Annotated in this window: 18 protein-coding genes; 15 read left to right on the forward strand and 3 right to left on the reverse strand. The window is 73.4% G+C overall.

Features of this window, described 5'->3' with window-relative positions; translation table 11 throughout:
• Window positions 1-88 precede the first annotated feature (88 nt).
• Window positions 89-1,036 carry a sugar-binding domain-containing protein gene (locus tag ABZ493_RS01550; RefSeq protein ID WP_430580413.1) on the reverse strand — a complete coding sequence of 316 codons (948 nt, stop codon included), beginning with the start codon at window positions 1,034-1,036 and terminating at the stop codon, window positions 89-91.
• A 187-nt stretch (window positions 1,037-1,223) separates the two neighbouring features.
• Here ABZ493_RS01550 and ABZ493_RS01555 point away from each other — a divergent pair, with 187 nt between their 5' ends.
• The 5 genes from ABZ493_RS01555 to ABZ493_RS01575 are packed head-to-tail and all read left to right on the forward strand — an operon-like array spanning window position 1,224 to window position 5,504.
• Window positions 1,224-2,591, forward strand: coding sequence for a sugar ABC transporter substrate-binding protein (locus ABZ493_RS01555; protein WP_430580414.1), 1,368 nt, complete (start codon window positions 1,224-1,226; stop codon window positions 2,589-2,591).
• Window positions 2,588-3,541 carry a sugar ABC transporter permease gene (locus tag ABZ493_RS01560; RefSeq protein ID WP_430580415.1) on the forward strand — a complete coding sequence of 318 codons (954 nt, stop codon included), beginning with the start codon at window positions 2,588-2,590 and terminating at the stop codon, window positions 3,539-3,541. Before ABZ493_RS01555 ends, ABZ493_RS01560 begins: the two co-directional genes overlap by 4 nt.
• Before the next feature lie 2 nt (window positions 3,542-3,543).
• Window positions 3,544-4,419 carry a carbohydrate ABC transporter permease gene (locus tag ABZ493_RS01565; protein WP_430580416.1) on the forward strand — a complete coding sequence of 292 codons (876 nt, stop codon included), beginning with the start codon at window positions 3,544-3,546 and terminating at the stop codon, window positions 4,417-4,419.
• 20 nt (window positions 4,420-4,439) lie between these two features.
• Window positions 4,440-4,955 carry an LURP-one-related family protein gene (locus ABZ493_RS01570; RefSeq protein ID WP_430580417.1) on the forward strand — a complete coding sequence of 172 codons (516 nt, stop codon included), beginning with the start codon at window positions 4,440-4,442 and terminating at the stop codon, window positions 4,953-4,955.
• 54 nt (window positions 4,956-5,009) lie between these two features.
• Window positions 5,010-5,504, forward strand: coding sequence for a pyridoxamine 5'-phosphate oxidase family protein (locus ABZ493_RS01575; RefSeq protein ID WP_430580418.1), 495 nt, complete (start codon window positions 5,010-5,012; stop codon window positions 5,502-5,504).
• 7 nt (window positions 5,505-5,511) lie between these two features.
• Here the strand turns inward: ABZ493_RS01575 and ABZ493_RS01580 are convergent, their stop codons facing one another.
• Entirely contained in the window at window positions 5,512-6,648 is a 1,137-nt protein-coding gene (locus ABZ493_RS01580) for a PEP/pyruvate-binding domain-containing protein (RefSeq protein WP_430580419.1), read from the reverse strand.
• A gap of 122 nt (window positions 6,649-6,770) precedes the next feature.
• Here ABZ493_RS01580 and ABZ493_RS01585 point away from each other — a divergent pair, with 122 nt between their 5' ends.
• A complete protein-coding gene (locus ABZ493_RS01585; protein WP_430580420.1) occupies window positions 6,771-7,181 on the forward strand; it encodes a DNA-binding protein in 411 nt (136 codons plus the stop codon).
• Window positions 7,178-7,810: a transcriptional regulator gene (locus ABZ493_RS01590; protein ID WP_430580421.1), complete on the forward strand. Its 633-nt coding sequence runs from the start codon at window positions 7,178-7,180 to the stop codon at window positions 7,808-7,810. The genes ABZ493_RS01585 and ABZ493_RS01590 overlap by 4 nt, the downstream gene beginning before the upstream one ends.
• Here ABZ493_RS01590 and ABZ493_RS01595 read toward each other — a convergent pair.
• Window positions 7,807-8,253: a MarR family transcriptional regulator gene (locus ABZ493_RS01595; RefSeq protein ID WP_430580422.1), complete on the reverse strand. Its 447-nt coding sequence runs from the start codon at window positions 8,251-8,253 to the stop codon at window positions 7,807-7,809. The genes ABZ493_RS01590 and ABZ493_RS01595 overlap by 4 nt on opposite strands.
• 178 nt (window positions 8,254-8,431) lie before the next feature.
• Between ABZ493_RS01595 and ABZ493_RS01600 the strand changes: the two genes are divergently transcribed.
• From ABZ493_RS01600 to ABZ493_RS01635, 8 genes are all read left to right on the forward strand, one after another.
• A complete protein-coding gene (locus tag ABZ493_RS01600; RefSeq protein ID WP_430580423.1) occupies window positions 8,432-9,631 on the forward strand; it encodes an MFS transporter in 1,200 nt (399 codons plus the stop codon).
• A 44-nt stretch (window positions 9,632-9,675) separates the two neighbouring features.
• Window positions 9,676-10,506, forward strand: a complete 831-nt coding sequence (locus ABZ493_RS01605; RefSeq protein ID WP_430580424.1) for an aldo/keto reductase — start codon at window positions 9,676-9,678, stop codon at window positions 10,504-10,506.
• Between the two features lie 200 nt (window positions 10,507-10,706).
• The gene (locus tag ABZ493_RS01610) at window positions 10,707-11,654 is read left to right on the forward strand and encodes an ABC transporter permease (RefSeq protein ID WP_430580425.1); all 948 of its coding nucleotides are present in this window, start codon (window positions 10,707-10,709) and stop codon (window positions 11,652-11,654) included.
• Between the two features lies 1 nt (window position 11,655).
• Complete coding sequence (locus ABZ493_RS01615; RefSeq protein WP_430580426.1) at window positions 11,656-12,615, forward strand: ABC transporter permease; 960 nt, start codon at window positions 11,656-11,658, stop codon at window positions 12,613-12,615.
• Window positions 12,612-14,180 (forward strand): ABC transporter substrate-binding protein, encoded by a 1,569-nt coding sequence (locus ABZ493_RS01620; protein WP_430580427.1) that lies wholly within the window; start codon window positions 12,612-12,614, stop codon window positions 14,178-14,180. The genes ABZ493_RS01615 and ABZ493_RS01620 overlap by 4 nt, the downstream gene beginning before the upstream one ends.
• Window positions 14,177-15,205 (forward strand): ABC transporter ATP-binding protein, encoded by a 1,029-nt coding sequence (locus ABZ493_RS01625; RefSeq protein ID WP_430580428.1) that lies wholly within the window; start codon window positions 14,177-14,179, stop codon window positions 15,203-15,205. Before ABZ493_RS01620 ends, ABZ493_RS01625 begins: the two co-directional genes overlap by 4 nt.
• Entirely contained in the window at window positions 15,202-16,233 is a 1,032-nt protein-coding gene (locus ABZ493_RS01630; protein WP_430580429.1) for an oligopeptide/dipeptide ABC transporter ATP-binding protein, read from the forward strand. The genes ABZ493_RS01625 and ABZ493_RS01630 overlap by 4 nt, the downstream gene beginning before the upstream one ends.
• A gap of 11 nt (window positions 16,234-16,244) precedes the next feature.
• Window positions 16,245-17,969, forward strand: coding sequence for an amidohydrolase (locus ABZ493_RS01635; RefSeq protein ID WP_430580430.1), 1,725 nt, complete (start codon window positions 16,245-16,247; stop codon window positions 17,967-17,969).
• The last annotated feature ends 1 nt before the right edge of the window (window position 17,970 follow it).

A 17,970-nucleotide genomic window follows, 5' to 3' on the forward strand; every position in this document is an offset into this window, starting at 1 on the left:
CCTCCTCGGTCACCCCCAGGCTCGGCGCCGCAGGTCATGCCCGCAATTCAGGCCGGTGGCGCGGACGCGGCCGGGCCCGCCGCCGAGCTCACGCGGGCGCGGAGTCCAGGAGGTGCTCGAGGGCGTCCGCGGCGGCGTCGTCGCACACCACGGTCGTGGCGATGCCGCCCGCGACGGCGGCGCGCAGCCCGGGGGCGGCCTCGCGGCCGTAGCCGGCGGTGACGACCTCGGGCGTGCGGACGAGCTGGTCGTAGGTCACGCCGACCACCCGGGAGTCGAGCGGCGTGACGACGCGGCGGCCGTCGGCGTCGAACAGCCGGCCCGAGCACTCGGCGACGGTCCCCGCGGCGGTGGCCGCACGGCGCTCCTCGCCCGTGACCTGCGGGAACACGGTGGACCCGGCGGCCGTCCAGGCGCCGACGGCGACGACGGCGAGGTCGAGGTCGTCGGCACGGTCGAGGGCAGCGGCGATCTCGGGCTGGCGGCGCATGCCGGCGGCGGTGCCCGGGTCGGCGACGAGCAGTGGCGACCAGACCGGCCAGGTGCGCACGCCGGGCATGCGCCGGAACGCCTGGATCATGTCGAGGGAGTCGCCGGACCCGTCCACGGGCAGCGCGCCGACGAGCTGCACGACGTCGCACGCGGGCAGGGGGTCGAGGTGTCGCACGGCGAGCTCGATGGTGCGCGACCAGGAGACGCCGAGCGTGGCGCCCTCGCGCACGTGGGCGGCCACGACGCCGGCGAGGGCGCGGGCCACGGACTCACGGGTCGCGGCGGGGGAGCCTCCCGCGCCCGCGATCACCACCTCGCGGGCGCCGAGGCGGTCGGCCAAGCGGTGTGCGCGGTCGGTGTCGAGGTGGGCGGGCGGGGAGATCTCGATCCGCACGACCCCGGCCTCGCGCGCCTCGGCGAGGAGCCGGGCCACCTGGAAGCGGGAGATGCCGCGGGCGGACGCGATGTCCACCTTGGAGCGGTTGTCGAGGTAGTAGTCGCGGCTGACCTCCACGAGGAGCCGGGCGTGATCGGCGTCGGTCACGGAACCACCCTTGCTGGTCGAGTCTGTCGAAACGCTGGGCAGCGCCACTCTGAGCGGGTGGCCCTTGCTCACCTGAGCATAACGAACTAGGGTCCAGACAGATGAGCGCAGTGCCGCATCTCATCTGTGCGCGCTGGTGCTTGTCGAGGGACCACCGATCGAACCGACCACCGACGTGAGGACAGCGATGTTCCGACCACGAACCCGGAGGCTCGCCGCGGCGGGCGGCGCCGCCGTCCTCGGGCTCTCCCTGGCCGCGTGCGCCGGGGCGGGCGCCGTCGGCGGGGGAGACGGCGAGCAGATCGTCGTCGCGATCGTCTCGAACCCGCAGATGCAGGACGCGATCTCGCTCCAGGACGAGTTCCGCAAGGAGCACCCCGGCATCGACGTGCGCTTCGTGTCCCTGCCGGAGAACGAGGCCCGCGCCAAGATCACCGCGTCCGTCGCCACCGGCGGCGGGGAGTTCGACGTCGTGATGATCTCCAACTACGAGACGCCGATGTGGGCCGAGAACGGCTGGATCGAGAACCTGCAGCCGTACGCCGACGAGACCGAGGGCTACGACCCCGACGACTTCGTGCCCAGCGTGCGCGAGGCGCTGTCGGTGGACGGCGACCTCTACTCCGTGCCGTTCTACGGCGAGTCCTCGTTCCTGGCCTACCGCAAGGACGTCTTCCAGCAGGCCGGCCTCACGATGCCCGACCGGCCCACCTGGGACGACGTCCGCGAGCTGGCCGCGGAGCTGAACGACCCGGCCGACGACTTCGCGGGCATCTGCCTGCGCGGCCTGGCCGGCTGGGGTGAGGTCATGGCGCCGATGTCCACCGTGATGAACACGTACGGCGGGCAGTGGTTCGACGAGGACTGGAACGCCCGCCTCGACTCGCCCGAGGTGCGCGAGGCCGTCGAGACGTACGTCGACACCGTGCAGCAGTACGGGCAGCCCGGCGCCGCGACGTCCGGCTTCGGTGACTGCCTCACCCGGTTCGCGCAGGGCCAGGCGGCCATGTGGTACGACGCGACGTCGATGGTCTCGTCGATCGAGGACCCGGCGTCGTCGACCGTGGCGGGCAAGACGGGCTACGTGCCCGCGCCGGTGAGCGAGACCGACGCGGCGGGCTGGCTGTACTCGTGGTCGCTGGCGATCCCGTCCACGAGCGAGCACAAGGACGCCGCCTGGGACTTCGTCTCCTGGATGACGGACAAGGACTACATCGAGCTCGTCGGCGACACGCTCTCGTGGGAGCGGGTGCCGCCCGGGAGCCGGCTCTCCACGTACGAGATCCCGGAGTACGCCGAGGTCTCCGAGGCGTACGCCGACGCGACCCTCACCGCGATGAGCGAGGCCACCCAGGAGAAGACGATGGTGGCCCCCGTGCCGTACCCGGGCATCCAGTTCGTCGGCATCCCCGAGTTCCAGGACCTCGGCACCCGCGTGGGCCAGCAGATGTCCGCCGCGATCGCGGGCCAGAAGTCCGTGGCGGACGCGCTCAAGCAGTCGCAGCAGTACGCCGAGACCGTGGCCGAGACCTACCGCGAGGAGAGCGAGCGATGACCGCCGTCACCACGCAGGCCGGGAACCTGCGGCGCGCGCAGGCCCAGCGCGCCGCCCGCGCGGACAAGCACCAGTACTCCCGCGCCGAGCGGTGGCGCCGCCGCGGGCCGCTGCTGCCCGCGCTGGTCTTCACGATCGTCGTCACGCAGATCCCGTTCCTCGTGACGATCTGGTACTCGCTGCACTCGCGGAACCTGCTCCGTCCGGACTCGGACCTCTTCGTGGGCCTGTCGAACTACCTGGACATCGCGCGCGACTCGGTGTTCCGCCAGACGGCGCTCAACTCGGTGATCATCACGCTCGGCTGCGTGCTGGTCGCGATGGTGCTGGGCATCGTGCTCGCCATCCTGCTCGACCGGCCGTTCCGCGGCCGCGGCGTGGCCCGCACGCTGCTCATCACGCCGTTCCTCATCATGCCGGTGGCCAGCTCGGTGCTGTGGTCGATGGCGATGCTCAACCCCACGTACGGGCTGTTCAACTGGACGCTCGGGCTGGTGGGCATCGACCCCGTCGACTGGACCTCGACCTACCCGATCGTCGCGATCCTCATGGCCCTGGTGTGGCAGTGGACGCCGTTCATGATGCTGCTGGTGCTCGCCGGGCTGCAGGCCCAGCCCAAGGACGTGCTCGAGGCCGCCGCGATGGACGGCGCCGGCTGGTGGCGCACCTTCGCCTCGATCACGCTGCCGCAGCTGCGCCGGTACATCGAGCTGGGCGTGCTGCTCGGGATCATCTACGTGGTCAACACGTTCGACCAGATCTACCTCATGACCGCCGGCGGCCCCGGGACGGCGAGCGCGAACCTGCCGTTCTACATCTACCAGCGCGCCTTCCTCGGCTTCGACGTCGGGCAGGCCGCCGCGATGGGCGTCGTCGTCGTCATCGCCACGATCATCGTCGCCTCCGCCGCGCTGCGGCTCATCTTCCGCAGCTTCGACGTCAAGGAGTGAGCATGACCGCCACCGAAACGGCCCCGCGCACGCCTGTCGCCCCGTCCGCGGCCGCGCGTCGCTCAGGCCGGAGCAGCGTGACCGGGGGGCTGCTCACCACGCTCACCTGGATCCTCGCGCTGGGCTTCTTCTTCCCCGTCCTGTGGATGGCGATGACGGCGTTCAAGCAGGAGAACCAGGCGTCGTCCGACCCGCCCACGTGGTTCTTCACGCCGACGCTCGACCAGTTCCAGGCCGTGATCGGGGAGTCGGGGACGTACGTCGCGAACTCGGCCATCGCGACCGGCGTCTCGACCGTCCTCGTGCTGCTGCTCGGCATCCCCGCCGCGTACGCGCTGTCGATCCGGCCGGTGGAGAAGGTCAGCGACGTGCTGTTCTTCTTCATCTCCACCAAGATGCTGCCGGTCGTGGCCGTCATTGTGCCGATCTACGTCATCGCCGGGCAGCTCAAGGTGCTCGACAACATCTGGACCCTCGTCGTGCTGTACACGGCGATGAACCTGCCGATCGCGGTGTGGATGATGCGGTCGTTCTTCCAGGAGATCCCGGCCGAGGTGCTGGAGGCCGCCGCCGTCGACGGCGCGGGCCTGATGAAGACGCTGCGCTCCGTGCTCATCCCCATGGTGGCGCCGGGCATCGCGGCGACGGCGCTCATCTGCGTGATCTTCGCGTGGAACGAGTTCTTCTTCGCGCTCAACCTCACGGCGTCGCGCGCCGCCACGGTGCCGATCTTCATCGTCTCGACGATGACGAGCGAGGGCCTGTTCCTCGCCCGGCTGTGCGCGGCGGCGCTGCTCGCGTCGCTGCCGGTGATCCTCGCCGGGTGGATCGCCCAGAAGCAGCTGGTGCGCGGCCTGTCGATGGGCGCCATCAAGTAGGGGCGGGCATCCTGGGGCGCATGGCTCTCCCTCCGCCCCCGTCCGGCTGGTCGCGCTACGTCGTGAAGGCGAAGCTCGTCTCGATGGGGCGCGACTTCACGGTCACCGACCTCGCGGGCGCCGACGCCTTCGTCGTCGACGGCAAGGTCGGCCCGCGCGAGCGCGCCGACGTGCTCGACGCCACGGGCACCGTCGTCTACCGGGTCACCGGCCGCGTCATCAACCTCCCGAAGCGGATGACCATCACCGACGCCGCGGGCGCCGAGGTCGCGGAGCTCAACGGCAAGCTGTTCTCGCCGATCCGCTCGAAGATGACGCTCACCGTGCCCGGTGGGCCCGCGTGGGAGCTGCAGGGCAACCTCATCGAGAAGGAGTACACCGTCACCGCGGGCGGCGCCCCGGTCGCCGTGATCACGCAGAAGTGGGTGACCGTCCGCGACTCCTACACGCTCGACGTCGCCGAGGGCACCGACCCCGGGCTCGCGCTCGCCGTGCTGTGGGCCGTGGACCGGTGGGTGGAGCGCGACCCGGGCTGACCAACCACCCTGGCCCGCCGACGAGTTCCGTCGGCCCGGCGGGTCTGTCCTGTCATGACCACCACCGGCATTCTCGACGCCCGCTTCAGCGAGGCCACCGCACCCACGCCCTGGGAGGAGGTGGACGCCGCGCTCACGGCGGCCACCGGCTACCAGCTCGTCACCGTGCGGGCGGACGGCCGCCCGCACGTCACGCCGCTCGTCGGGCTGTGGACCGACGGCGGCTTCGTCTTCTGCACCGGACCGGACGAGCAGAAGGCCCGCAACCTCGCGCACGGCCCGCACGTGGCCGTGACGATCGGCTCCCCGCGGTGGGACGCGGGCCTCGACGTCGTCGTGGAGGGCGTCGTCGTGCGCGCCACCGGCGAGCCGGAGCTGCGGCGCCTCGCCGACGGCTTCCGAGCCAAGTACGGCGACGCCTGGGACTTCGAGAACGACGACGAGTCGTTCGACCCGCAAGGCCAGCGCGCGCTGGTCTACCGCGTCGTCGCCGACAAGGTGCTCGCCTTCGCCAAGGCGCCGCACGGGCAGACGAGGTTCCGGCTCTGACGTCGCGTCAGGGGGTGGGGTCTCGCGGGTGCCTGCGCACGGTGCCGGCGTCGCCGTCGACGGTGACCGAGCCGCGCAGGGTGTCGGTCGCGCCGGCCACGCCGAGCACGGCGGGCAGGCGCAGCTCGCGCGCGACGATCGCCGCGTGGGACAGCAGCCCTCCCGTCTCCGTGACGACGGCGGCGACGACGCCGAACAGCGGCGTCCACGCCGGGTCCGTCTCGCGGCACACGAGCACGTCACCGGGCCGGACGGCGCCGAAGTCGCCGGGCCCGCGCACCACTCGCGCCGGCCCGCTGGCCCGGCCGCCGCTCGCCCCCGTGCCCCGCAGCACCCCGCGCTCACAACGTTCCGCGGGAGTGTCGGGGAGGGCGGCGGTGACCGGTCGGGCCTGGAGCAGCCAGATCGTGCCGGCGTCGTCCACCGCCCACTCCACGTCCTGCGGCCCGCCGCGCAGGTCGGCCACCCGCGCACCGAGCGCGGCGAGGCGAAGCACGGTCTGATCGTCGAGGCAGGGGCGGTCGCGGGCCGCCGCCGGGACGTCGCGGGTGGTCGTGCCGCCGGGGGAGCGGTCGACGCGGGTGCGCTTGGACCCGGTCGTCCGCTCGACGACGCGGCTGTCGGCGACGGTCCAGCGGTCGGGGTCCACGGCGCCCTGCACCACGCTCTCGCCCAGCCCCCACGAGGCCTCGACGACGGTGCGCCCGTCGCCCGTGAACAGGACGCCCGCAGCGCGCGCCGGGACCAGGCGCTGCACGATGACGGCGACCTCGGCGGCCCGGGCGCCGCTCGTCGCCGCGCGGTAGGCGGTGACCCGTGGCCCGGCGGCCGACGCCCGGCAGGCGAGCACCGCCGCGACGACGTCCTGGGCGCCGGCGACGCCGAGCACCGTCTCGTACTGGCCCGCCGCCGAGGCCCCTGGCACGTCCTCGTCCGTCGCGGACGACCGTACGGCCACGGGCGCGTGCGGCCCGAGCGCGTCGAGCGCGCCGTCGACGGCGGCGCGGAGGTCGACCTGGTCGAGGGAGGCCGGGACGACGAATCCGTCCGGCACGGGCAGCCCGGCACGGCGGAGCTCGCCGAGGCCTGCCGCCTTGGCCCCGTGCCCCGCCGTCGCGCCGTCGAGCGACACGACTGCGTCCACGCCGCACCTCCGTCCCTGGATGTCGTTCTCGGATCCGCCGACAGCGGCAAGCAGGGACGCATGTCGGTCGCGAAGTCAACATGTCGTTGACAACAGTTCGTTGATCGTGCACGGTCGGCGGCATGGACCGCAACCCCCACGCCACCGACGACCGCGCCGCCGCGGACGAGGCGCGCGCCCGCCGCGTGCTGCTCGGCCTGGGCGCCGACGCGCTCGCGCCGCGCCCGTGGCAGCCCGCGTCGGTGCCGCCGTCCGCGACCGACCTCGTACGCCACTACCTGTGGCGGTCCGCGCGCGGGGAGCTCACGCCCGAGCAGGACGCCGCGGGGGCGCTCGCGGCGCTCGCGCTCGTGCCGGCTGCGCGCGCCGAGGCGGAGCAGCTCGAGACCGCGGCGCTCTTCTCCGCGCGCGCCGCCGGGCACACGTGGGGGCGCATGGCCGGCGCGATGGGCCTGGGATCGCCGCAGGCCGTGCAGCAGCGGCTCGACCGGCTCGTCGCGCGGTCCGCCGGCGGGGCGGGGGAGGCGCCGTGAGCCGCGCGTCGGAGCCCGAGCTGCTCGTGCTGCACGCCGTCCGCGTGCGCGGCACGGGAGACGACGTCGCCGTCGCCGAGCGGTCCCGGCTCGCCGTCGACGTCGCGCACGAGCTCCTGCTCGACCTCGAGGCCTACGGGCACGTGACGTGGGCGGAGTTCGCCGGCACCGGCGGCTGGTCCCTCACCGAGCGGGGCCGGGCGGAGGGCGAGCGCCGCCTCGCCGCCGAGCTGGCCGCCGACCCGACCGGTCGCGCCGCCGCCGTCGTGCGCGACGCCGTCGCCGCGTTCGGCCCCCTGAACGCCCGGCTGCTGCGGGCGTGCACCGACTGGCAGCTGCGGCCCGGCGACGGCGGCCGGCTCGACGTCAACGACCACCGGGACGCGTCGTGGGACGGCCGCGTCCTCGACGAGCTGGCCGACGTCGTCGACGGGGTGCGGCCGATGCTCGCCGCCCTGGTGGGCGAGCTGGCCCGGTTCGAGGGCTACGACGTGCGGCTCGACGACGCACTGGCGGCGGCGCAGGGCGGCGACGGCGCGCGCGTGGCCGGGATCGGCGCGGCCTCCGTCCACGGGGTGTGGATGGAGCTGCACGAGGACCTGCTCGCGACGGCGGGAGTACGCCGCTAGACCGCGACGGGAGTGTGCAGCGCCGCCGCGAGGGGGGCGATCTCCGGGATGTCCTCGGCGCGCGTGAGGGCGTCCTCGAGGGCGCGGTCGTGCGTGGGCCGGGCCTTCTTCAGCAGGGTGCGGCCGGCGGGCGTGAGCTCGGTGTAGATGCCGCGGCGGTCGTCGGCGCACAGGATGCGCGTGAGCAGGCCGCGGTCCTCGAGGCGGGTGACGAGGCGGGTGGTGGCGCTGCTGGAGAGGGCGGCGGCGCGCGCGAGCTGCTGCATGCGCATGTGCCAGCCGTCCTGGCGGCTCAGCGCGTCGAGCACGGTGAACTCCACGACGGAGAGCTGGTGCTCCTTCTGCAGCGCACGCTCCAGGTCCGTCTCGATCAGCCCGTGCAGCGCGGCGAGCGTGCGCCAGCCGCGCGCGCGGATCTCGACGGCGTCGTCGGCGATTCCCATGTCAGCGCCTCCTCGCAGGCCTCGTCGCCGGGCCTCGTCATCGGGCCACGTGGCGGCCCGTCGTCCAGGGCCCAGCATAGCGCCTTGCGCCGATATAGCGCGTGTGCAACTATCTAGAACGTTGCGCGTGCAACTACTGCAGGCGCAACGTTCCCTTCTCCCGACCCTGGAGGCCTCGATGCCTGCCGCGCTGTACGCCCTCGCCCTCGGGGGCTTCGGCATCGGACTCACCGAGTTCGTCATCATGGGCCTGCTGCCGGAGGTGTCCGCCGACTTCGGCGTCACCGAGCCGGTGGCCGGCTACCTCATCTCCGGTTACGCGCTGTCCGTCGCCGTCGGAGCCATCGCCATGACGGCGGCGCTGTCCCGCATGCCGCGCAAGCGGGCGCTCCTGCTGCTCATGGTCCTGTTCATCGTCGGCAACCTGCTGTGCGCCGTCGCGCCCACCTACGGCATGACGATGGTCGGCCGGGTCGTGGCGGCGCTGTGCCACGGCGCGTTCTTCGGGATCGGCGCGGTCGTCGCGGCCGACCTCGTCCCCGCGAACCGTCGCGCGGCCGCCATCTCGATCATGTTCGCCGGCCTCACCGTCGCGAACGTGGCCGGGGTGCCGCTCGGCACGTTCCTCGGCCAGGCGGCGGGCTGGCGCGCCACGTTCTGGGCCGTCACCGCCGTGGGCGTGCTCGGCCTGGTCGGCATCGCCGTGCTCGTGCCGCGCACCGAGCACCGCTCCGCCGGTTCCGTGCTGTCGGAGTTCCGCATCTTCCGTGGCCGCCAGGTCTGGCTGTCGATGGCGGTCACCGTGCTCGGCTACGGCGGCATGTTCGGCGCCTTCAGCTACATCGCGTTCACGCTCACCGGCGTGAGCGGGTTCAGCAGCGCCGCCGTCCCGTGGCTGCTCGTCGTGTTCGGCGTCGGCACCGTCACGGGCAACGTGCTGGGCGGCCGCGCCGCCGACCGGAACCTCGTGAAGTCGCTCGTCACCGTCATCGCGGTGCTCGCCGTCGTCCTCGTCCTCTTCGCCCTCACCGCGCAGAGCAAGGTCGCGACCGTCGTCGGCCTGCTGCTCATGGGCGGCTTCGGCTTCGCGACCGTGCCCGCGCTGCAGACCCGCATCATGCGGTACACGGACGCCGCGCCGACGCTCGGCTCCGGCGCCAACATCGCCGCGTTCAACGTCGGCAACGCGTTCGGCGCCTGGGCGGCCGGCCTCGCCCTCGCCGCAGGCCTGGGCTACACCTCGCCCCTGTGGGTCGGCGCGGCCGTCACGGTCGCCGGGCTCGGCGTCCTGCTGGTCGCCGTCCGCACCCGTGGCGGCGAGCTCGCTCGCCCCCGCGCCGCCGAGCGTGAGCGCGAGCTCGCGCAGACCGCCGTCTGACCTCCCCAGAACCTCAGCACCGCACCACTGGAAGGACCCTCCTCATGACCGCGAACGTCCCCACCGTCTCCCTCGCCGACGGCCACGCCATGCCCCAGCTCGGCTTCGGCGTCTTCCAGGTGCCCGACGCCGAGACCACGGCGGCGGTGAGCGCCGCGCTCGACGCGGGCTACCGCAGCATCGACACCGCCGCCGTCTACGGCAACGAGCGCGGCGTGGGCCGCGCCCTGGCCGAGTCGGGCGTCGCCCGCGACGAGCTGTTCGTCACCACCAAGCTGTGGGTGGACCGGCTGGGCCGCGCCGCCGCCCGCGAAGGCCTCGAGCAGAGCCTCGACAAGCTCGGCCTCGACCGCGTGGACCTGTACCTCATCCACTGGCCGACCCCCGCCACCGACGACTACCTCGACGCCTGGCAGGGCCTGGAGGACCTGCGCGACGCCGGCCTCGCGACGTCGATCGGCGTCTCGAACTTCCTGCCCGAGCACCTCGACCGTGTCGCCGCCCTCGGCGGCAGCACCCCGGTCGTCAACCAGGTGGAGCTGCACCCGGCGCTGCAGAACCGCGAGACCGTCGCGGCGAACGCCCGCCACCGCGCGGTGACCGAGGCGTGGAGCCCGCTGGCGCAGGGCGCCGTCCTGGGCGACGCGCCCGTCGTCGACGCCGCCCGCGCGCACGGCGTCACGCCGGCCCAGGTGGTGCTGCGCTGGCACCTGCAGCAGGGCCGCGTCGTCATCCCCAAGTCGGTGACGCCCGCGCGCATCGCGGCGAACCTCGACGTCTTCGGCTTCGACCTCACCGACGCCGAGCTCGCCGCCATCGACGGGCTCGAGCGCGACGGCCGCACCGGACCGCACCCGGCGGTCTTCCAGGGCTGACGCCTGTACCGCCGTCACGACGGCCCCGGGACGCACCCGTCCCGGGGCCGTCGGCGTCGGCACCGCGTAACGGCGTCGTCACGCCCGGGTTTCGCAGGTTACGTCTGGGACGACCGGGAGCCGCAGGCTCTGGCCCTGTGCGCGGGGAGCCGTTCGGGGGACGGTCGTACCAGCTCGACCACCGCCCCCCGAGGAGCACCATGACGACGTTCCTGGCCCGAAGACTCGGCACCGCCGTGCTCGTCCTGTTCCTGCTGTCCCTGCTCGTGTTCGGGATGGTCAGGCTCATGCCCGGCGACCCGGCCGCCCAGTACCTGGACACCACCAACCCCGACCCCGCCCAGCTGGAGGCGATCCGTGCTCAGCTCGGGCTCGACGTCCCCTGGTACCAGCAGTACCTCGACTGGATCGGCGGGGTGCTGCACGGCAGCTTCGGCACGTCGCTGACCCGGCCGTTCGAGATCGGCGCGCAGATCGCCGACCGGCTCCCGGCGAGCCTGCAGCTCGCGGTCGTCGCCTCCGTGCTGGCGGTCGCGGTCGGGGTCCCGGCAGGTGTGCTGGCTGCCGTCCGGACCGGTCGGCCCTCCGACACGACCGTCCGAGCGGTCTCGTTCCTCGCCCTCTCCGTCCCGGCCTTCGTCATCGGGACGATCGTCGTGATGGTCAACTCCCGCACGCTGCGGCTCGACCTCATCGGGTACACCCCGTTCTCCGAGGACCCGGCGGCCTCCCTGGCGCACATGCTGGTGCCCGCCCTGGTGCTGTCGCTCCCGATGGCGGGGACGCTGAGCCGCTACACCCGCAACATGGTGATCGACGTGCTCTCGCAGGACTTCGTGCGCACCGGCCGTGCGAAGGGCGCCCCCACCGGCTACCTCGTGCGGCGCCACGCGGTCCGTTCCGCGCTCGTGCCCGTGACCACGGTCATCGGTATCCAGCTCGGCACGCTCGTCGGCGGCACGATCATCGTCGAGAACATCTTCGCGATCCCGGGCATGGGGTCGCTGCTCATCGAGGCGCTGAACTCCTCCGACTACCCCACGATCCAGGCCTGCGTCCTGGTGCTCGGCGCGGTGTACATCGCGATCAACCTCGTCGTGGACCTGCTGTACCCGGTCATCGACCCCCGGATCAGGACGGTGAGCTGACATGGTCAGCACTGCGACCCTCGACCCCCGCGCCCTGCGGCGGCCGTTCGCCCTCCGCCTCCCGGGGCTGCGCCGCCTGGGCGGGAGCTCCGCCCTCACGGCAGGGGCGGCGATCCTGCTCGGGCTGCTCCTCCTGGCGGTGCTCGTGCCGCTCGTCAGCCCGTGGACGATCACCCAGATCGGCGACGACCCGTTCGCCGGCCCGGGGAACGGCCACCTGCTCGGCACGGACAACCTCGCCCGCGACAACCTCACGCGCCTCGCCGCGGCGGCGGGCACGGGCCTGCTGATCTCGACGGCGGCGACGGTGCTCGCCGCGGCGGCCGGGTCGGCGGCCGGTATCGTCGCCGGCTACCTCGGCGGGGCCGTGGACACCGTGATCATGCGCGTCGTCGACGTCCTGCTGTCGATGCCGGCGATCCTGCTGGCCCTGGTCATCGGGGTGATCGTCGGGGACGGCACCGCGCCCCTCGTCCTCTCGCTCGCCGTCATCTGCGCGCCCGGGTTCGCCCGCGTGATGCGGGCGCCGGTGATCGCGATGCGGGAGCGTGACTTCGTCGTCGCGGCGGAGATCGCGGGCGTCCGGCGCGGGCCGGTCGCCCTGCACCACCTCCTGCCCAACGTCCTGACGCCCCTGTTCGTGCAGTTTGCCGCCACGGCGTCGATGGTCGTGCTGCTCGAGTCGATCCTGTCGTTCCTCGGCCAGGGGGTCGTGCCGCCCGACCCCTCGGCCGGCCGGATGATCTCCGACGCGACCCGCTTCATGGCACGCGACCCGTGGCTGGTGGTCCTGCCCTCGGCGCTCATCGTGCTGCTGACGATCGGCTGGAACCTCGTCGCCGACGGGCTCCAGCAGGTGCTCTCCCCGCGCCGGGGCGACACCCATGTCGCCGTCGACCAGTCGCGCCCGCTCGTCGTGCGCGCCGACGGCCCCTCCGACGAGAGCGAGGTGGCCCGATGAGGCGCAGCACCCGCGGACCCGGCCTGCTGGCCGGCCTGGTGACGGTCGCGCTCCTGCTCACGGGCTGCGCCGGCGCGGACGCCGTGGACGACGTCCCCGACGAGCCGGTGGCCGGCGGCGTGCTGCAGTACGGCACGGACGTGCAGCCGGTCGCCGGCGGCATCGACCCGTACGTCGCCGCGTCGTTCGCCGCGCAGAACGTCTACGTGCAGATCTACGAGTCGCTGCTCACCAAGGACGACGACGGGACGATCCAGCCGGGCCTGGCGCAGAGCTGGGACGAGGTCGACCCGACCACCTACCGGTTCACGCTGCGCGACGACGCGACCTTCTCGGACGGCACCCCGCTCACGGTCGAGGACGTGATCTTCTCGTTCGACACGATGAAGGAGTCGGGCGCGGCGCAGGCCAGCATGCTCACCGCGCTGGAGTCGGTCGAGGCCGTCGACGACCGGACGGTCGAGTTCCGGCTGTCGACGCCGAGCGGCGCCTTCCTCAACCTCGTCGCCGGCGAGGGGACGGGCGTCATCGTCAGCAAGGACTGGTACACCTCCACGCCGCCTGAGGAGCGGCAGCGCACCGCGCTGGGCACCGGGCCGTTCCGGCTCACCGCCTGGCAGGACAACGTGGTGCTCTCCCTGCGCCGCAACCCGCACTACTGGGACGCCCCGCACCCGTACCTGGACGGGATCGACTTCCGGATCATCCCCGACGACCAGGCACGCCTGGCGGCCCTGCGGCAGGGCACGGTCGACGCGATCTGGATCGGCGACCAGCAGCTCTCCGAGCAGGTGGAGCAGGAAGGGTTCCAGGTCGGGCAGAACGCCAAGACCCGCGACCTCACCATCTACGTGGACACGACGAGCGGCCCCCTGGCCAGCACCGAGGTCCGGCAGGCCCTGTCCACCGGGCTGGACCGCGACCAGCTCGCGAAGCTGGCGTCGTACGGGTACGGGGAGCCGTCGCTCGTGGTCCCCGTCGGCGACCCGGCGTCGGTCGGCCCCGACGCCGACACCCCGCACTACACGCACGACCTCGCGACGGCGCGCGAGCTGCTCGCCGCGAGCGGTGTCGAGGACCCGACCGTCACCCTCACGTACCCGAGCGACGCCGCGTTCGCCCGCGACGTCGCCCTGTACGAGGTGATGCAGGAGCAGCTCAAGGACGTGGGCATCACCCTGCGGCTGAACCCCACCCCGTGGGCCGACATCCTCGCGAGCTACGTCTCCGGCTCGTACACCGGCCTCACCGTCGTGCCCGGCACCGCCCAGCCCGATCCGTCGGGGTACTTCGCCCCGTTCCTCGCCCCCACCCCCATGAACAAGACCGGTGGGGCCGGAGAGTCGGCGTCGGCCCTCTTCGGGCAGTACGTCGCCACCGCAGACCCCGACGCCCGCTCCGCGGTCCTCGAGCAGCTCGAGGACGAGGTCGCGGACCAGGTCCTCGTGCTCGTCCCCTACGTCGTGGCCCAGCGGCAGGAGATCTGGTCGCCCCGCCTCCAGGACTACGACGTCGACCCCTACTCGTTCCGCAAGCATCTCGAGGAAGCGTGGTTGGTCCCATGACGACGACCCTGACCGAGTCCCCGACGGCCCCCGCCACGACGCTCGCGCTCGACGTCGACGGACTGTCCATCGGCTACGCGAACGGCCCCGACGCCGTCTCGGACGTCTCCCTGTCCGTCGGACCGGGGGAGATCCTCGGCATCATCGGGGAGTCCGGGTGCGGCAAGTCGAGCGTCGGTCTCTCGTTGCTCGGCCTCCTGCCGTCGTCGGCGTCCGTGCGGGCCCGGCGCATGGCGGTGGCGGGGCACGATCTCGTCGGCCGCAGCGACCGGGACCTGCATGCGGTGCGCGGCAACGACGTGTCGATGATCTTCCAGGAGCCGATGAACGCCCTGAACCCGGTCATGCGGATCGGGGACCAGATCGTGGAGGTGCTCCGCCTGCACGGCCGTTCGGCCGGCCGGCGCGCCGACCGGGCGGGCGAGCGGGCGCGCGCCCTCGAGCTGCTGCGCCTCGTGCAGGTGCCGGAGCCGGAGCTGCGCCTCCGGCAGTTCCCGCACCAGCTGTCGGGCGGCATGCGCCAGCGCGTGATGATCGCCGTCGCGATGGCCGCCGAGCCCCGGCTGCTCGTGGCGGACGAGCCGACCACGGCGCTCGACGTCACCGTGCAGGCGCAGATCCTCGACCTGCTGCGCGACCTGCGCGACCGCACCGGCACCGCCGTGGTGCTCGTCTCGCACGACCTCGGCGTCATCGCCGAGACGTGCGACCGCGTCGTCGTGATGTACGCGGGCCAGGTGATCGAGGAGGGCACGCCGGCCGAGGTGCTTTCGGCGCCCGGCCACCCGTACACGGCCGGGCTGCTCGCGAGCGTCCCGACGGCCGACCACGAGCCCGGCACGGACCTGCCGACGATCCGCGGCGGGATCACGGCGGACGACCGCGCCCGGGCGGGCTGCCGCTTCGCGCCGCGGTGCCCCGCCGCGCGGACCGAGTGCGGGCAGCCCCAGGCCCTGCGGCCCGTCCCCGGCGACGGTCGCCGGGTGCGCTGCGTGCTCGCCGACATCACGGAGGAGGACCGATGAACGACCCGCACGACTACCTGGTCTACGTCGAGGGGCTGCAGCAGGACTTCCCCGCCCGGGGCGGTGAGCCGGTCCGCGCGCTGGACGACGTGACGTTCTACGTGCGCCGGGGCGAGACCCTCGGGCTCGTCGGCGAGTCCGGCTGCGGCAAGTCCACGCTCGCCCGGGCCGCCCTGCTGCTGCGCGAGCCCACCCAGGGGCGCGTGATCTTCGACGACACGGACACCTCGTCCCTCCGGCGCGGCGCCCTGCGCGCGACCCGGCGGCGCATGCAGATGGTCTTCCAGGACCCCAACGACTCGCTGGACCCGCGGTTCACCGTGCTGCGCTCGGTCGCGGAGCCGCTGGTCGCCGCCGGGTCGGGACGGGCCGAGGCGCGCCGCCGCGCCGCCGAGACCCTCGAGCGCGTGGGCGTGCCCGCCGACCAGCACCAGCGCCGACCGCACGAGTTCTCCGGCGGGCAGCGGCAGCGCATCGCGATCGCCCGCGCGCTGGCCGGCGACCCGGACTTCCTCGTCCTCGACGAGCCGACGTCGGCGCTGGACGTGTCGATCCAGGCGCAGATCCTCAACCTGCTCCAGGAGCTGCAGCGCGAGCGGGACCTCACCTACCTGTTCATCTCGCACAACCTGGGGGTCGTGCGGCACCTCGCGACGCGGGTCGCGGTCATGTACCTCGGCCGGGTGGTGGAGATCGGCCCGACGGAGCAGATCTTCCGCGACCCGCAGCACCCGTACACGCGGGCGCTGCTGTCGGCCGTCCCGGACCCGCGCGGTGCCGCCCGCGAGCGCATCGTCCTGAGCGGAGACCTGCCCAGCCCGCGCCACCGCTACCCGGGGTGCGCGTTCGCCTCCCGCTGCTGGCTCGCGACCGACGAGTGCCGCACCGAGCGGCCGCCGCTGCGCGACCACGTCGACTCGGCCGGCGAGCACGTCGCTGCCTGCCACCACGCCGGCTCGACGACGCTGCCCGCCGACCTCCCTGTCGGTCCCGCGGCCACCGCCTCGACCGACCCCGTCACCGCCTGAAGGAGCCCGCGATGCCCGAGATCCCCGCCGCCGGACCGATCACCGCCGAGACCGTCGTCTACCCCGCCCGACTCGTGCGGACCATGGACCCCGCCCGGCCCACCGCCGACGCCGTCGCCGTGCGCGGCGACCGCATCCTCGCCGTCGGCACGCTCGAGGAGCTGGCCGCGTACCGTCCCGACCGTGTCGACGACCGGTACGCGGACGCGGTGCTCCTCCCCGGGTTCGTGGAGGCGCACAGCCACGCGTCGTCCGGCGGGTCGTGGCGCGACGTGTACGTGGGGCGGTTCGAGCGGACGGCCCCCGACGGCCGGGTGTGGCCGGGCTGCGACTCGGTCGACGCCGTGATCGAGCGCCTGCGCGAGGCGGAGGCGCTCCTCGAGGACCCCGACCAGCCGCTGCGCGCCTGGGGGTTCGACCCGCTGTTCTTCCCGGGCGAGCCGTTCGGCGCCGCCGAGCTCGACCGGGTCAGCACCACCCGTCCTGTGCACCTGCAGCACGCCAGCGGCCACATCTGCGTCGCGGGCTCACGGCTGCTCCAGCTCGCCGGCATCACCCGGGACACCCACGTGGAGGGTGTCGTCATGGGGCCGGACGGCGAGCCGACGGGCGAGCTGCAGGAGTTCGCGGCGATGGGCCTCGTGTGGGCGGTGATCGGGGGCAACCTCATGGAGCTGTCCGCCGACTCGTTGCGGGCCTTCGCACAGGACGCGGTGAACCAGGGCGCGACCACCCTGACCGACCTCGGCTCGGTATCGCTGGCGCGGCCGGGCGGGGAGCGCGTCTACCTGGACACCGCGACCGGCGACTTCCCCGCCCGCATCAGCGCCTTCCACTTCGGGTCGGCGGGGGCGTCGTCGGTGCGGGCCGAGGAGGCGGTGGCACGGATCGTCGCCCTCGCCGAGGAGAGCACCGACCTGGTGCGGTTCGGCCACGTCAAGCTCATGCTCGACGGCTCCATCCAGGGGTTCACCGCCCGCCTGCTCGAACCGGGCTACCTGGGCGGGCGGCCGAACGGCATCTGGGGCATGACGCCGGAGGAGTTCGAGGAGTCGCTGACGATCTTCCACCGCGCGGGGCTGCTGGTCCACGTGCACTGCAACGGCGACCAGGCCACCCAGCTGTTCATCGAGGTGATGGAGCGCGTCCTCACCGCGTTCCCGCGCCCGGACCACCGGCACACCGTCACGCACTCGCAGATGACCACGCCGGCCCAGTACCGGCGGATGGCGGCGCTCGGCATGGGCGCCAATCTCTTCGCCAACCACATCTGGGCGTGGGGCGACCAGCACATGGACGTCACCGTGGGGCCCGACCGGGCCGCGCGCATGAACGCGGCGCGGTCCGCTCTCGATGCCGGGGTGCCCATCTCGCTGCACTGCGACACCCCCGTCACCCCGCTCGGGCCGCTGAGGACGGTGCAGCACGCCGTCACCCGGCGCACGCCGTCCGGCCGCGTGATGGGCGCCGGGGAGCGGATCACCGTGGAGGAGGCGTTGAAGGCGGTCACGCTCGGCGGCGCGTACCTGCTGAAGATGGATCACGAGGTCGGGTCGATCGAGCCCGGCAAGCTCGCCGACCTCGCCGTGCTGGCCGACGACCCCTGCGCGGTGGCCGAGGACGAGATCGGCGCGATCCGCGTGCTCGGTACGGTCGTCGGGGGTCGGCACCATGCCTCACGGGTCGGCACGCCCGCCGCGGCCGTCGCCCCCGAGCCCGTCTCCGTCGGGGCCTGAG

The sequence above is a fragment of the Isoptericola sp. NPDC019482 genome (assembly GCF_040632295.1).
GTDB lineage: Bacteria > Actinomycetota > Actinomycetes > Actinomycetales > Cellulomonadaceae > Isoptericola.